The 16,549-nt window shown below is 44.6% G+C and carries 12 protein-coding genes; 3 read left to right on the top strand and 9 right to left on the bottom strand.

Annotated elements, in window-relative coordinates:
- Positions 1–20: 20 nt before the first annotated feature.
- From RSX31_RS18200 to RSX31_RS18190, 3 genes are all read right to left on the bottom strand, one after another.
- Complete coding sequence (locus RSX31_RS18200) at positions 21–854, bottom strand: carbohydrate ABC transporter permease (RefSeq protein WP_315635586.1); 834 nt, start codon at positions 852–854, stop codon at positions 21–23.
- A 14-nt stretch (positions 855–868) separates the two neighbouring features.
- Positions 869–1,810, bottom strand: a complete 942-nt coding sequence (locus RSX31_RS18195) for a carbohydrate ABC transporter permease (RefSeq protein WP_315635584.1) — start codon at positions 1,808–1,810, stop codon at positions 869–871.
- A gap of 61 nt (positions 1,811–1,871) precedes the next feature.
- The gene (locus RSX31_RS18190; RefSeq protein WP_397548109.1) at positions 1,872–3,122 is read right to left on the bottom strand and encodes an ABC transporter substrate-binding protein; all 1,251 of its coding nucleotides are present in this window, start codon (positions 3,120–3,122) and stop codon (positions 1,872–1,874) included.
- 463 nt (positions 3,123–3,585) lie between these two features.
- On the opposite strand from RSX31_RS18190, the gene pgaC reads away from it, so the two are divergent.
- From pgaC to RSX31_RS18175, 3 genes are all read left to right on the top strand, one after another.
- Positions 3,586–4,821, top strand: a complete 1,236-nt coding sequence (gene pgaC, locus RSX31_RS18185) for a poly-beta-1,6-N-acetyl-D-glucosamine synthase (RefSeq protein ID WP_315635581.1) — start codon at positions 3,586–3,588, stop codon at positions 4,819–4,821.
- Positions 4,818–5,174, top strand: coding sequence for a hypothetical protein (locus RSX31_RS18180; protein WP_315635579.1), 357 nt, complete (start codon positions 4,818–4,820; stop codon positions 5,172–5,174). The genes pgaC and RSX31_RS18180 overlap by 4 nt, the downstream gene beginning before the upstream one ends.
- Positions 5,175–5,309: 135 nt before the next feature.
- Positions 5,310–6,206: a helix-turn-helix domain-containing protein gene (locus tag RSX31_RS18175; protein WP_315635577.1), complete on the top strand. Its 897-nt coding sequence runs from the start codon at positions 5,310–5,312 to the stop codon at positions 6,204–6,206.
- Between the two features lie 240 nt (positions 6,207–6,446).
- Here RSX31_RS18175 and RSX31_RS18170 read toward each other — a convergent pair whose 3' ends face one another.
- The 6 genes from RSX31_RS18170 to RSX31_RS18145 all read right to left on the bottom strand — a co-directional run bounded on the left by RSX31_RS18170 (position 6,447) and on the right by RSX31_RS18145 (position 16,543).
- On the bottom strand, positions 6,447–8,807 hold the full coding sequence (locus RSX31_RS18170; RefSeq protein WP_315635575.1) for a glycoside hydrolase family 10 protein: 2,361 nt from the start codon (positions 8,805–8,807) through the stop codon (positions 6,447–6,449).
- Between the two features lie 247 nt (positions 8,808–9,054).
- Positions 9,055–10,626 carry an FAD-dependent oxidoreductase gene (locus RSX31_RS18165; protein WP_315635573.1) on the bottom strand — a complete coding sequence of 524 codons (1,572 nt, stop codon included), beginning with the start codon at positions 10,624–10,626 and terminating at the stop codon, positions 9,055–9,057.
- Between the two features lie 64 nt (positions 10,627–10,690).
- Positions 10,691–11,575, bottom strand: a complete 885-nt coding sequence (locus RSX31_RS18160) for an ROK family protein (RefSeq protein ID WP_315635571.1) — start codon at positions 11,573–11,575, stop codon at positions 10,691–10,693.
- Positions 11,572–13,092, bottom strand: coding sequence for a DUF4127 family protein (locus RSX31_RS18155; protein ID WP_315635570.1), 1,521 nt, complete (start codon positions 13,090–13,092; stop codon positions 11,572–11,574). The genes RSX31_RS18160 and RSX31_RS18155 overlap by 4 nt, the downstream gene beginning before the upstream one ends.
- Entirely contained in the window at positions 13,089–15,653 is a 2,565-nt protein-coding gene (locus RSX31_RS18150) for an alpha-mannosidase (protein ID WP_315635568.1), read from the bottom strand. Before RSX31_RS18150 ends, RSX31_RS18155 begins: the two co-directional genes overlap by 4 nt.
- Positions 15,650–16,543, bottom strand: coding sequence for a carbohydrate ABC transporter permease (locus tag RSX31_RS18145; RefSeq protein WP_315635565.1), 894 nt, complete (start codon positions 16,541–16,543; stop codon positions 15,650–15,652). The genes RSX31_RS18150 and RSX31_RS18145 overlap by 4 nt, the downstream gene beginning before the upstream one ends.
- Between the last annotated feature and the right edge of the window lie 6 nt (positions 16,544–16,549).

Here is a 16,549-nt window from a genome sequence, read left to right as displayed (position 1 = left end):
TCCCTTAGTTGCCTACCAACTTATTTTCCACCGGTGATTGCAATTCCTTCTATAAATTGCTTCTGTAATATGATAAATAGAAGCAACATCGGTAACACGGCCAAGAATGACCCTGCCATCAAGATCGGATAGTTGGTGCCATACTGCCCCTGTAAAGATGATAATCCCACTGCCAGTGTCATGGCTTCAGGTGAACTATTCACGATCATCGGCCACATCAGTTCATTCCAGGACCATAGAATCGTGAAGATCCCAAGGGCGATCAAACCCGGCTTGGCGAGTGGCAGCATGATGCGCCAATAGATTTGAAAATGATTGCATCCGTCAAGTCTGGCCGCCTCCTCAAGCTCCTTCGGTAACCCCATGAAGAATTGCCTTAAGAGAAACGTTCCAAAGGCACTAAATAACCCGGGAACCACAACGGCTTGCAGCGTATTGAGCCATCCCAGCTTCACCATGATCATGTATTGAGGAAGCAGGAATACCTGGCCTGGGACCATCAATACGGACAAAGCCAGTACGAACAGGAGATTCCTTCCGGGAAACACGATCCGCGCAAAGGCATAGGCAGCCAGTGAGCAGAGAAATAACTGCCCCGCCGTCCGCAGTACCGTAATGATAAATGTGTTCATCATAAATTTAAAGAATGGCAGCAGAGTGAATACCTCTTGATAATTCTTCCACTGAAAGTCTTCCGGTATCATCACAGGCGGAACCTGAATGGACTCTGCATAGGTTTTCAGTGAGGTCAGAATCATCCAGACAAAGGGAAACAACATGACAATCGAGCCCATGATCAGGATGAAATGGATGAGAAACGTCTTACTCCTTACAAACTGAATCGATTTCTGCATAGGTCATTCCCTCCTCAATCATAATGGACCCACTTCTTTTGCAGGGCCATCTGGATCACCGTGATGATGAGAATCACCACTAGTAATAACACCGCAATGGCAGCTGCATATCCTTTATCATTTAAAACAAAGGCATGTTGAAAGAACAAATACACAATGGATTGAGTATTCTCCAGCGCCGTACTGCTTTTACTGATCATCATAAAGATCAGGTCGAAGAATTGAAATGCTCCGATCAACGACATAATCGACACGAAGAAAATGACCGGTGATAGAAGCGGCAAGGTAATTTTAAAGAACATCGTAACGGGACCTGCCCCGTCCATTTCGGCTGCTTCATAATACGTTTTCGGGATCCCCTGCAGGCCCGATAAAAAAATGACCATGTTGTACCCGATCCCGCTCCAAATCGCCACAGCAATAATCGAATACAACGCGATATTTGGATTCGTCAACCATTGTGGACCTTCTATCCCGATAAAGGACAGCAGGTAATTCAATAAGCCGAAATCCGAATTGTATAACCATTTCCACACCATGGCGATCGCTGCAGGCATGGTAATGACGGGCAGGAAATACAACGTCCGGTAAATCGTCGTCCCCTTAATCTTTTGATTGAGCAAAACGGCTACAAGGATCGAAAGGAAAATACCCAATGGAACGGTACATAGAATATAGATCCCTGTATTCTTGAATGATTGCAGAAGATTCACATCTGTAAGCATCCTTGTATAATTCTTCAGCCCGATCCATTCGTATGTCCCAAATGCCCCCCACTCGGTAAAGCTGAAGTAAAAGGTCTGAAGCATCGGCCATAAATAAAAAACAAAGAGACCTATCATCGTTGGAGCGATCATGATATATGCCCATAAATAGTCAGAACGTTTTTTCGTACTCGCATATGAAAGCACATGAAGCTTTCGTTTCGTTTCAACCTGGAGAGGAAGCGGTTCCATTTCATTTCTCCTCCTTTGTCAGGAAATGAAGAGAAGAAACACTCTTCCCTTCTTTCCTTTCCTACTCTTCCAGTTCTTTATTCGCTTTATCCGCAAGCTCCTTTACTACTTTCTCCACACTCTCTTCACCGGCCCAGGCCTTCTTGAGGATATCCGTTTCATGCTGCCAGATCGGCCCTGTGTTTTTCACACTTGGAAGCGGATTCGAATACTCAGCTCCGTCGATATACGCTTGAAGGTTCAACTCCGGAACAGAATTCAACCAGGCATCCTGAGTACCGTTAAAGGCAGGTATGACCGTACCTGTTTCGGCAAACACTTCGGCTGCCTCTTTCGAACCAAGGAACTTCACAAACTCCCACGCAGCTTCTTTATGCTTGGTATTGGCTGCGATGACATTGGACAATCCATGAATCGAAACAGCCCTCTGCTTTCCTTTTGGCAGAACCGCTACGTCCAAATCGGGATTCTTCTTATATTCCGGGACCATCCAGGGACCATCGAACATCATGGCGATCTTTCCGGATGAGAACAGATCCGATGCTGCCGTTTCATTCATCTGTGCTTGAGTCGGAGACATTCCCTCTTCTATGAAACTAATATTGTATTTCAATGCCTCGATCGCTTCAGGCTGATCAAATCCTACCGATTTTCCATCCTCTGAAATCACATGTCCTCCGTTCTGCCAAATCAAATCGTAGTAACCACCTTGATTCCCCATCACTGCAGCAAAGCCCCATACCCCTTTATCCTTGTTCGTCAGTTTCTTCGCCGCTTCCTTTAACATATCCCAATCCCATGTGTCATCAGGATAAGGGACACCGGCCTCGTCAAAAATTTTCTTGTTATACCATAATCCCGTCGTATCATAATCCTTAGGTATTCCATATACCTCATCATTTACCGTATACAGATCAATAAGCGACTCGGGATAATTATCCAGGCTGTAATCATCTTTCTCAGCAAGGTCGCTCAGTGGCAGAAGCACCTTCCCTTCCGCATATTGAACAATATGAGGACCATTCATCCATAACACATCAGGCAATGCTCCTCCTGTTGCGGCAGTTTCGAGCTTCTGAAAATACTGCCCGTATGGGATCAGCTCCGTCTTCACCTTAATGTCCGGATGTTCTTCATTAAACTGTTTAATGATCTCTTCAATCGCAGGTACTTGCTTCTTATCCCAGAATCCATAACTGATCTCGACCTTTCCGTCCTTCGATTCCCCTGAAGAAGTGTCACTGCACCCTGCCAGTAATCCAAACACCCCAAGTACTAACGATAGTAAAACCATAAGACCCTTTCTCACCATGTTTCCCCCTCTTTCTTCAAGTGATATTCGTATACAGCTACCTGCCTTAAGAATTGTCATGATGTTATTACCAGTTAAGGTGTAAGGCGTTGTATGACCTGGTAAGAAACCGAGGATGCCCCGTCTTAGTAATGATGTCATTACCAGTTAAACAAAGTATATCACCTTCATTCAAGAAGATGAACGTTTTTATTTAAATTTTCTAAAAATTATATCGACAGGATTCTACAAAACTCCTTTTTCATTAATATCCCAATTACACCAACAATATTTTCATCAAGTAACGACGAAAGACCTTTCAAAGAGTTTCATTGGCCCCCTTTATATGATTCAATCATCTAGAAGCTGTTTCTTAACCCATCGAAAACATAACCCGTATGTACGTTAAATAATAAAAGACCCTATCATTCTACTATTCATAGCCTCGCTTACTTATCTATTGAACCGCGAAGGAGGTCAGAAATTGCTCAGTACAATCATACATTCCGTTGGAAACTTTCTTTTCATTTATCCTTTGTTCATGAGCCTTGTTTGGATCATTTCGGGTCTACTCTTCTATATTAGACGTGAAAGAAAACCGATGGACATACAAGACAACTTGGAGGAGCTTCCTTTCGTCTCCATTCTTTTGCCTTGTTACAATGAAGAAGCTCACATTGAGAAGACGGTTAAGGAATTAAATAACATCAACTATAAACATTATGAAATAATCGTGATCAACGATGGCAGCACTGATGGAACACAAGACATTTTATCCGTGTTGACCCGCTCGATTGATCGGCTAAAAGTCATCAACATTATAGAAAACAAAGGAAAAGCAAATGCCTTATATTATGGAACCATCGCCTCGAAAGGTGAAATTGTAGTGACGATGGATAGTGATGCCATGTTGGATAGAAATGCGTTACTCTATATGATCCCTCATTTCACAACTCCCAGAAATAGTGAACGTGTAGGGGCAGTTACCGGGAATCCTCGTGTTCGTAACAGGCAATCCTTATTGGGAAAAATCCAGGTGGTGGAATACTCTTCCATTATAGGCTTAATTAAACGATCTCAAAGGATTTTAGGCAAGATGATGACCGTTTCAGGAGTTTTCGTTGCCTTTCGGAAAAAAGCTCTTCTTGACGTCAACTTTTGGGACAAGGATTTAATCACGGATGATATCGGAATCACCTGGAAACTTCAGGAACGGTTCTGGGATGTACGGTACGAACCAAGAGCATTGTGCTGGATGCTGGTCCCGGAAACGCTAAAAGGTTTATTAAATCAGAGGATCAGATGGGCGCAAGGGGGAATGGAAGTGCTCATAAGGCATAGATCCATCTTTAAGGATTTCAGACAAAGAAGATTATATCCCGTTTATATCGAACAGACTCTGAGCATCCTATGGTCAATATCTTGGATGTTCTATCTCATTTATCTAGTATTCTTTGGATTTTCTCCTTCTATGCTGTTCTACGGTGCCTATATTGCTTTCATCTCATTAATTCAATTAATGGTCGCTTTATTCATTGATAGACAATACGAGGAGAAACTCCTCCAATACGTATGGTGGGCAGGATGGTATCCAATGGTTTACTGGATGGTCAGTACATTCGCACTGGTTCCAGCCATCCCGAAAGCCTTTAGAATACTCACATCAAAGAAATCGGAATATGCCATTTGGGAAAGTCCGGATAGAGGGAAACAGACATGATGATCGAAAGAAAACAGAAGAATAAGCGATTGATTGCCCATCTCATCAGTGGATTGATATGGTTAATCATCATAGTATTAAACGGATTCCTTTTCACTCCAGCCTTTGACTTTATCACATCATTCAGTCACATTGCCTTTTTACAATTTGCCCTCCCTTTGACTGTCATGTTTATCATTTTCATCGCGATCCTATCATACGGGTGGAGCTTCTATAATAAAAAACGTTTTGGCAAGCTAAACAGGCGTAGAATGCCTGATGAAGTAACACTGGAAGACCTCGAAGAAGCAATCCCCGAAAGGAATGGAACCCTTACGGAACTTCAATCGCAGAAATGGACGAATATTGGGTGAATAGAAGAGATACACGGAGAACCGTGTGTCCCTTCAATAAAGTACGAGGCATTTCTAAATGCAAAGGATGCCAGCTCACCCTTCCCATCCATCTGTTAAAATAGGAAAAGATGACTTGTTCAGAGGGGTGAGGAATTGGATTATTCAGTGATAGGAAAGAAGATTAAAGAATTAAGGAATGCGGTAGGACTGACCCAGGGTGATTTGGCTGAAGGAATTTGCACCCAAGCGCTGATCAGCCGGATCGAGAAAGGGGATATTTACCCAAGTGCCACGGCGTTATATCAAGTCGCCATGAAGCTTGGAGTGGATGTGAACTACTTCTTTGAAATCGGGACGACGCCCCGTATTGATTATGTCCGAGAGGTTGAAAGACAATTAAAAACTCTGAGGTTTAAACGAAAATTTACAGAAATGATCGAGATGGTAAGGACGGAAGAAAAAAATCCATTTTTCTACAAGGATAACGAAAAGCTGCAGCTCCTCAACTGGCATAAAGCCATCTATCTATTCGAGGTCGAAGAAGACCACGCGTCCGCCTTTTCCGTATTGCGCCAAGCGTATGAGCTGACAGCCCATCAAAAAAAAGCACCCTCTGAAAGAGAATTGGAAATCCTGATGACTTTTGGAACATGGGAGAAATTACTACACAACAATGATAAGGCGCTCCATTATTATCATAAAGTCGAAGATATCCTCAAGCAAATGGAACATTTGAGTGATCAATCCATCAATACACGATTATTATATAATATCGCCCGTGTCCTGACCCAAATAGGAAACTATGAAGAGTCTATTGCTTATTGTCATAAAGGCATCAATTGGTGTTTAGAAGAAGAGCATTTATGGGGACTGGGAGAGCTTCACTATCATATAGGCTATAATTACGAAAAAATCGGGGATTTTGAAAAGGCACTTCCTTATGTGGACCAAGCCATCCAATTGTTTATTTTGAGGAATGATGATACTCATCTCGAGTTTCTTGAACGAAGGAAACGAGAGATTGGGAGCAAGATAAAAGGAGGGGATTGAAAGGGAAGCATTCAATATGGTAGGTCGTTCACTGCACGAATCAATTCATATTCATATCGCTCAAGGGACAGAACTTCTTCTTTCATGGATCGAGCACCCCTAACTTCTTTTAGTGAGTGCGGAGTATTTGTATGTTGTCCTAAATTTCAATGGTTCTCATGGGGAAGGGATAATATTAATAGGGAATGGACAAACAAAAAAATGAGACCAGGTATTTTTCTCCTGGTCCCACTTTATCATTTACTGCTGTTTCTCATAAAAATAATTCAACCACTTATGCACTTTGTTCATCTTTTCTAACACACGTTCTTTTACTACTTCATTCAAGCTATCCATTGATTGGATCAGTTCAACACTCTTCTCAAACTCTTTTTCTACTTTGTCTTTCTTTAACGAATGATCGGGACGGTCCATCATCTTCTCCCACTTACGAAGGTTGTTCTCAAGCTTTTTACCTTCTCTCTTGTCCACTGCGCCTTTAGGAATATAGATGGATGCTGTCTGTTCCTTCAATTGTTTTACTGTAGCCAGTACAGCTTCTTTCGGCGTTTCTCCAGGATTGACGGCGGTGTTTCTCCATGGTCCTTTCCCCAAGGCATCCACAGAAGGTGCACTTGCTTGACCAAAGGCAAACATGTTTACTCCTGATGTACCGTAGGCGGCAGCCAGTACATCGTTCACGGCTGCTTTTTCCCCCAGATGGTGATAGAAGGAATAGATTCCTGTGTAATACATCATAGAAGGTGGTGTCAGCTTTTTACTTGCTACAACGGTAGACTGAATACTATTAAAGTCATGGCCATAGGCTTGCGGGATAACACCATCGATATCCTCAACCCAGTCGCTGATCAATACGGCTTCAGGTCCTGGCTCAGGGGTAGCCGTCATCATAAATGCAGGGTCGATCCCTTTACTCTGATCATGAAGCTTCTCCACGAAAGCATTCTCTTGTTCACGTAACCAAAGCCCCCATTCTTCCCATAGTTCATCAGATTCTTCTAGATTCATAGGGTCTACACCGAATTCTTCTTCAAAACGTTCGCGGTTCGATGCACTAAATCCATAACTCTTATCAAAAGAATGGTGCGGATAGCGCATATAGTCTATATTGACACCAGTGATTTTGTAGTCCTCCTGCTGTTCTTTATAGATTTCCAGCATGAATTCTTGTACCTCTGGATTGGCAATATCTAACCAATAATAATTACTGCCTGAATCGCTTCCGGGTGTTCCCGGCTCATCATTCCGTTGAACCGCGCTCCACTCAGGATACTTTTTGAACTGAGATGGAAGTCCAAGGCTGCTGTGACCGATCATGAAACCATCTGTCCATGATTGAACCGTAATGCCCCGTTCTTTTCCTTCTTCAATAAAGGCTTTCAGGATATCTGATCCGTACTTTCCATAGTCTTGGTCAGCGAAATTCGGATGTTGCTTTGGCAAACCGTAGTCTTCCATTTTATCACTCGGGAAGATTGTATATCCCCAGAATGTTGTTTCAAGATAAAGGGAATTGAATCCCGCTTCCTCCATGCGGTCCAATGTCGTGATGACATCATCCAGATCCTTCTCTTCAGGGCGATACCAGATGGCTCTCTGCTCACCTACTTCAGATGGCAGGGAATAATAATATGCGTCGTAAGCAGCCTGAGTGGCTTGCTCTGTATATTCCAAGGCCTTTTGCGGATCCTCATTTTGAATGTCATCCGCTTTTTGAAGGAGCTCTTCTGCCAGCTCGACAGAAGCATTCGCCTCTTCAAAGGCTGCATCGATGTAGTTCTCTTCTGCATGAGAGATACTTTGCTTCGCTTCCTGTAAATTCTGTTCGCTCTTGAATATATAAGTGGACGCATCGCGGATCAACTCGATATTCCCTTCAGCATCATACTCAACCTTCATACCGATTTCAGCATTTTTCAAGTATTCGGCTTCTGTTCCGTGACCACTCACGACAAACCCATCAGCCGGAATCGCACTGTCTCCTCCACCGACTTTCGTGACCACTCCACCGGTTACCGTGATTTCATACCCGTAAGGATTGGTACCGGTACTGGTCCCGAATGCCGGTGTATAGACAAGAAGTTGATTTGCTCCACGGTTACCCGGGAACGGCGCACCATCCGGATTGGATTCATCTGTTGGATCAACGTCATCTAGGACAGCCGAGTAGGTTCTTTCAACTGGCTCATTAATCCAAACCGTTTCTCCTTCATCAAGGCTCTTTAAGAACGTCATAATTTCATCTGTCGTCTCTGGACCCGTGGATAGGACAACACCATCTTCAGGAATCGCACTGTCTCCTTTACCTGACTCCACCACATGATAGCTTGAGCCTTCTTCATGCTCCAGGATCACCTCATAAGATGATCCATTGGTTTCCGTGAAATAACTGAACGTAGGATCAAATAACACCAGCTTGTTCGTGTTATTGCGATTGTTTTCTGCATCCACAGTGATGCTGATACCATCCTCATCGACTACCTTCATTGCTTCACTTTCATCTGCTTCCACTTGTAGTGCCGGGGCTTGAAATGCAGGGACGACCAATGCCATGGCCATAGCAGGCACAGCCATTTTCTTTCCTACCAACCACTTTTTCATACAATACCTCCAAATAATCGTTTTTGTATGTATGCGCTAACATGATGCGGCAATTAAATACTATCATAATTTTCAGAATAAAAGGAATAATTCTTCACAAAAGATAGTTTAGTTGGATTAATTCTTCATAAATAGTCAAAAAGATATAAGTGAATATAGATACATTATATGTTCCAGAGGACACCCCTCTGGTAGAAACCATTTTAGAAAGGGTTCTACCAGATGTCATCAACTTCATAAGTTCGAATCAAATTGGCCCTAGCTCAGGCCAGCGCAATTCAATACCTGCCACTACAAGCATCTCTTGAAATTCTTCCAACAACACTTTATCCTCTCTCACCTTGCGAGGGAGAACACCCTTCTCAATAGCAAAAGCGGCCAGATACCCCGCTGATTCACCGATATTCCATTCCACAGGATGAACTCGAAAGCAGCCGTTCGTAATATGAGTTGAGCCAATATTCTTACACGCTGGTAATACATTGTTCACTCTTACCGGCAGCAGGGCACCTAATGGAATTTCAAACGGATAGCTTTCTGCATAGAAAAAAGTATTGGTTTCTGTCGTCGGATGAAGGTCAATCCGGTAGCAGCCGATCCCCACGGAGTCTTCAAAGTGCTCGATGCCTCGATCGCCTCTGACATTGGCATTGATATGCTCTTCCACAACAGTCGTGACGGCCTTGATCCTCCTTGATTCACGAATATAAGGGTACTTGGCCAGACCATCCTCTGTTCCTAAAATATCCCCTCGCAGACGCACGCCCGGATACCCTTTTCCACCATCCGGTCTAGGCGCTTCGGTTTGCAGCCAATAAAGAAGTGATAGACTTAATTGTTTAGATTCATGAATATGTGTTTCATACTCTTCTTCATTGACGTCAATGATCGAGCCTGACCAATAATCGTTCTGTGGCCAGTTGATTAACGAAATATCCCCATCATACGTTCCCTCCTGAAATAAAGAAGGGTCTATGATGCGACGGTAATCCCACAGTCCCCAGATGTCTTCATGATGAAACATGGCGAATTCCTTCGAACCTCCCGTATGGGCATCGGGTGCGAACCAGCTTAGCTGCTTGTGTTGCAGGAATGGTGCCTGGTAATCTTTCCAGAAATCATACTTCTCCGGTTTTTCGATGACGAAATTCCCACCCTCTACATAATCCACGGCAAACACATAGGTAAACGACTGCATATCCTGTGGTCTTGCCTCTTCTGGTGCGTGGAGCTCTCCTGTATCCCGTTTGGATTCGGCACCTGTCACATATTCAACACCAGCTAAAGGAAGTAAATCCCCTACTTCTGTTGCATCCAGATAATATTGTCCCTCCAGCTTCATTCTCTTCTCGTTTTCGGTATGTTGAACGGTTACAGAGAAAACATCATCTCCTTCAACGGAGGCCAGAATGGCTTTGTAGTTGGTGTAGATCTGTAACCTCCCACTACTCGTATAAGGAACGAGCATCTCCTGAAGAACGGTAAGAGCCACTTTCGGCTCATGACATAACCTGCTGACCCAGCCATTTCCGGGATTCAGCCTGTCATTTTGACGAGCTTCTTCTTTTAAAGAGTAGTGCGACCGGTAATAGTCTCTGACCCGATTCCGAAATTGACGATACGTTTTGGTACAGCCGAATTGTTCAATCCACTGATGTTCATCCGGCGGGACCGCTTGGCTGGTCAACTGTCCGCCAATCCAATCTGTTTCCTCTGTCATAATGACTCTATGTCCGCGTTTTGAGGCAGCTAAAGCGGCCGTACAACCGCCGATTCCTCCGCCAATGATGACAATATCTGTTTTTAAATTCTCTGACATTTTTTCACCTCTTTTTGAAAAAGTAAGCTACTCCCTTTGGTAAAACCATTAAACAAACGTTTGATTAAATGATAAATCCTGCTCCAATCACACCTGAATTCGATCCAAGCTTCGCCGGGATGATGTTGACGGACTCCTTCAAACCTGGATATACATATTCTTTAACCTTACCCCTTAAAGGAAGCAGGACCTGCTCTTCGGAATTCATCACTCCACCACCCACTACGAATACTTCAGGATTAATCGCATGGGTCAGGTTGGCAATGGCTACAGCCAGATATTCAATGGCCTCATTAACAATTGTCTGAGCAACCTTATTTAAAGCTTTGGCTTCCCGGAATACTGCCTCCGCTCCACCGTGAATTCCCTTAGCTTTGCCGGCTACTCCAATAGCAGTGCCGCTTGCAAGGGTTTCGAGTGCTCCTGCATTTAAAGCCGGGTGCTTGACCCCGTTTGGAACGACAATCATATTCCCGACCTCTCCGGCGTATCCGTTCGCTCCTTGAAATACCTTTCCATTGATGACAAATCCCCCGCCGACTCCTGTGCTCACGGTTAAGTAATACACACTTTCACACCCGGAACCTGCTCCTAGTATCGCTTCTGCCACTGCTGCCACATTCGCATCATTATCCACCTTCACGGGTAATTGAAAATGCTCTTCTACCATCGATGCCAATGGAATCATGTCCCATCCCGGAAGATTGGGAGGAGAAAGGATGATGCCCGTTTTCGCATCCAGGGGGCCCGGACACCCTATCCCGATCCCCCTCACCTTCTCTTCTCCTTTGACACGCTCCACTACTGAAATCAATTTCGCAATGATCCTGACTGGTCCCAAATGTGCCTCTGTTTTCTCCCTTACTTCCCTGAGAATCGTTCCCTTTTCGTCGAGAAGAGCCGCTCGAATATTGGTCCCGCCTAAATCGACACCGACCCTTAACGTCATGACTCATCCCTCCTGCCTAAGCCAATCTCAAAGGTTCGCTTCCAGGGCAGATAGATTTCTTTAAGGGGGAAATCAAGACCATACTTCGTAAGAAACGTCACGGACTCCTTTAAGAACAATTCTTTCACTCGATTCAAAAGCTCTTCATGACTCACTGCTGATTCATCTGTCCCGGCACGCACTTGCTGTCGGACAATCGACTGATAGACGTATTCATCTAATAATCGCAATGTCATTTCTTCCAGGATTCTTGCTTTTACCTCTTCTTGAGGAAGAGAGGGCTTCTTTTTCTGCAAGTGCACCATGGCTGCCTGTGCAACGACCGTGCCCAAAGTGTTCCCCGCTGTATTCCAGCCACCAAATCCCGCTAATTGGGAAACCTCTATCTCTCCCAGCAGTCTAGGGAGCATTCTCGGGTCCACTCCGTTGGCATAGGCCGTATCGGCTACCGCTACCAGTTTATCCTGGCGAAGATAATGAGCGATGCGCTTGATCCACTCACCGATATTTCGATGAGGGGTATCCACTTCCCCAAGGAATTTTTGCAGAGCAAGATCTCCTTGGCGTTTTCCTGGAACATTGACAGCGAACACGATATCCGCCTCTCCTGCTTGATCGACCGTATAGCCACCAAAGGCATGAATCTGGCCCTTCACGGACTCACAAATCGGACGGTCTTCATACATCGCAGTCGACAATGCCCCGGTTTCTCCACTATACACCGGGTAGAAGGTCGGAAAATCGACTTGTTCCAATTGATAGATCATCTTTGCCACAAGCGTATTGGCGACCTCATCGGCTCCGGGATAGATAAATACATTCTGGAATAATTCCCGGTGTGCCACCTTATCTGAGAGCTCTTCCTGCTCCCCGATATTAAGCCCATATTCAGAGGTATCATCTTGCGGAAAGACAAGGACATCAATAGTCTTGTCTTCTACCATCTCCAACAGGGATTCATTCACCTGATAATTTTTCAGTCTGGTTGATAAATAGTCTTCCAGAATGTCTGAAGGTATTTTATTCTGTAAATCCCGAACCCTTAGATTGGAGTCATCATGCCCCGTTTTTTCAAAGCGGTGAAAGTGATAGGAATACTCCCAAAGCTCGACTCCATAGTCACACCAGTATTCCTTCTCTTCTTCGTTTACATAGTTATTGGAAATTCTCATGGTCGAGCTAAATGCCATCAATGCTTTATCAGGATATTTCTCTTTTAATGCACGGAGGATGCCAATTCTTTGTATGATCGTTTCTTTCCCATCCAGGCACACACGGGACGGAACAAGGCCACCATAGCCCAGCATATCAATCGAAAGGACAAATCCATCTACTTCAGGCGCCACTTTCCACATCCACTTTTCCAGTGCAGCCATATCCCCCGGCTCTTTCAAAAAGCCGAGTAAGTCTTTATGGGGAATAAGCACCTCCCAATTTCCGATCGATGCAATCTGCTTTGGAAGTTCTCTTGTCACAGGTCTACCATCAACAGGCAGGAGGGCAATCTTTCTGTTCATGCATTCCTTCCTCCTTTTAATAGGTAAGTACTAATTTCTTTCGGGTTCAGATGGTCCGTAAAGTTTTCTACTGTTTTCACTCGTGCATGCAGAAAATCAACCCGCTCTATTCTCTCAGCTCCAGATTTGAGCGTTACAGCCTGAACTCGATCTGTCGGATTCCATAAACGCAGCTCCACTCCATCAGCCACTCTTCTAAGTGAGCTCCACTGCACTTCTTCATTATCGAATTCTATCAAACCCGTTAACTCATTTTCTCTTGTTTCCCCGGGATAAATCCTCGGCGGTATACGGTAAATGTGAGCATCCGTTGCTACCTGGCCCAGACTTTTATCAGGTGTGAATTCAAATGCAGCATGAAACGTATATTGTCCGATACATTGAGCTTCAGGCGTTTCCATATTCGGACCGGCCCCTCCACCGCGGGTTCTGAGATCATCCCGGGACAGCCAGCCGACACTCCTGATCAACGTAACGTCCAACGTATCTTCTTCTCCTAGGCTTGTAACCTGGTATTCCTGTAAACCACGATGATAGAAAGTGAACCCATTTTCAGCCCGAATGAAAGAAAGAGAAGGTTCGACTACCACTGGAACTTCTTTTTGCTTTGGAGCATCCAATTCTTCCTCTGTCTTCGCTTTTCGCTTCACCACATCAAATGCTGTATCGCTATACGTGTACCGGGCGGAATCTCCTAGAGGATATTGAACGCGAAGACGTTGATCCTTCGAGTGATTATCGATGATGTAGTCCACATACATCTTTCGATCACCTGCGCGTAAGGTAATCGTGATATGTATCGTGGTTAGGACGTTTTTTTCAGATGGACCGGTTCTTTCCTGATCCAGTCCCTCAGGTGTTTCAAGCTTCAGCACATAGGTCATTTCTTGAACGCTGAAGGACTTCCTCACGGTTGGTAAAGAAAATAGCTCAGCGTACGTCTTCACATCGTGAACCGGTGGGGAGTAGTTGTACTCATCCCCTGCGTCCAGCGAACTATAGATGCGTTGTAATCCAGCATGTTTCCTGCCTGTTTCTTTATCTACTAACACAATGGTTCCTTCCCTACTCAATTCAATAGAGTAAAACTCATTTTCAACGGTCTCGAGATTTGTTTCAACAAATTCCTCGTAATTCCCCTCTGCTACGCTGAAGCTCGAAAGGGAGGTTCCGGGAAGATTCTCAACATAAAACTCAATGTAGTAAAAGGTACCTTCTTTAAAATCAGGAAACGCATCGAGAGGAGAAGCAAAATGTCTTCCGCTCCGTTTCTTCTTGATGACCGGGATATACAGCTTTCCATTGCGATCTTTCAATCGGAACGACCTATCTTCTTTAAGCCAGATTTCTCCCGAAACCCAACCGGTGAACGATCTTGGATGAGGATTGAAGACTGTAAACACGCTATTATCTTCAAATGGCTTTCTCAATCCGTTTCCCGAAAACATCGGATCCTGGACTGCGGCATGAGAAAGGGACCCCATTTGGATGGACTCCAGTCTCTGCTTCAACATCATCGTCCTCGTCTCCATTTCCCGATGAACCACATCGATACTGCAGCCACATATACTGTCATGGGGATGGTTCTGCATTAACAGTTTCCAAGATTCCTCTAAATATCGTTCCGGGTACTTCCCTTTGCTGCAAAGAGAGGCAAGTGGTTCGGTGTATCCTGCAAGCTCGTCTTCCATCTCCTGATTCTGCTGCTTTAGATAGCTTCTCGTAGAAAGTACATTCGGAAGAACATAGATATGTTCATTACTTCTCATTTCCCCCACATAAACGGGAAGGTCCGTTGAAGACTCGGCCTGGACTTTGGTTAAGAATTCTTCATACGTACTCGATACAAACTCCACTTCATCTTGGATATCATCGATTTGTCCCATCAGATTTCCATGCTTCGGCATCAAGTGGTCGCCGCCGTTGGTTAACAGAACATGAGAAGTCGTCGCATAAGGCCTGACCTTCCCCACATATGTCTTCAATTGCTCTTCTACATTGTCTTCATTCAATAATGGCTGATAGTACCCTTCCGGCAAAAAGGCCGTAAAGACCCGGGAGCCATTTGGTGCCTCCCAGGTAAATTCAGACGTCTCGGATTTAATACCACGCCATAAAATTGAGTTATCAATCCCGAAGCCTTTTAATAGCTGAGGCATCTGGCTCACATGACCAAATGTATCCGGTAAGTAACCGACCTTCTGGGATTCCCCATACTGACCGGCCAGCCTCATCCCCACTTCAAGATTCCGGACCAGGGACTCTCCGCTTACCAGGAACTCATCCGCCAGAACATACCATGGGCCAATGATGATCTTCTTTTCTACTATTAGATGGAGCACTTTTTCTTTCATCTCGTCTTCACAAACGTCAAAGTAATCCTCCAGTGCGGCCATTTGACCATCCAGGACGAATTGCTTCAGTTCCCCGGTTTCAAGACCGGAAACGATCCGACCCATCACCTGTGCCAATCGGTGCCTGAATACTTCAAAAGGCAAATACCATTCCCGGTCCCAGTGGGTTTGAAAGACAATATGACATGTGACTTTTTTGCCCGTCATCCTTTTACAGCCCCTTTCATGGCACCTGCGATGAAGTGTCGTTGCAGGATGGCGAAGATGATGATGATCGGAAGTATCGAAATAATTGATCCGGCAGCGATATAGCGCCAGTTGGCCGAGAACGAACCGGCAAGAGTATTGACGCCGAGAGGTAACGTGTACATGCTTGTGTCATTCAGGATAATCAGCGGCCAGAGGAAATCCCCCCACGCCATCATGAACGTGAAAATCGCAAGTGTGACGAGTGAAGGCTTCACTAAAGGCATAAGCACCCTCCACCAGATCTGAAAGGCGTTCGCTCCGTCCATGCGGGCTGATTCATCCAGTTCATACGGAATCGTCAGGAACGCTTGACGCATCAGGAAGATTCCAAAGGCAGTCGTCGCATGAGGGAGTATCAATCCTGCATACGTGTTTTGAAGCCCTAAATCCAGCGCTAATAAATAGATGGGAATCATCAACAGCTGAAACGGAACCATCATCGTACTAAGGATAAGAACGAATACAATGTTCTTACCACGGAAGTTCATCCGTGCTAAAGGATAAGCCGCCAATGAACAGAAAACGATATTCAATAGAACGGTCACGACAGATACCACGACACTGTTGAATAAGTAACGCCAAAATGGAAAGAATTCCATGACTTCTACATAGTTTCCGAAGGTTATTTTTTCTGGAATAAATTGAGGCGGGTACGCGAAGATATTCTCGCTCCCTGATTTCAATGACGTCGCCAAGAGCCATAAGAATGGTCCGACCATGATGAGTGTGACAAATAAGAGCGTTCCGTATTGAAGAGCGCGTTTGGCTATTTTTTTTACATTAATGGGTCTTTTTGAAGGTAGTACGGTTGGATTTTCTTTGCTGGTTCCAAGAGAAGGAGAACTCATGGAGAA

This window comes from Rossellomorea yichunensis, from assembly GCF_032337515.1.
Taxonomy (GTDB): Bacteria; Bacillota; Bacilli; order Bacillales; family Bacillaceae_B; genus Rossellomorea; species Rossellomorea yichunensis.
Note: the sequence above shows the minus strand (reverse complement) of the source record. Positions and strands in the feature narration are given on the sequence as shown.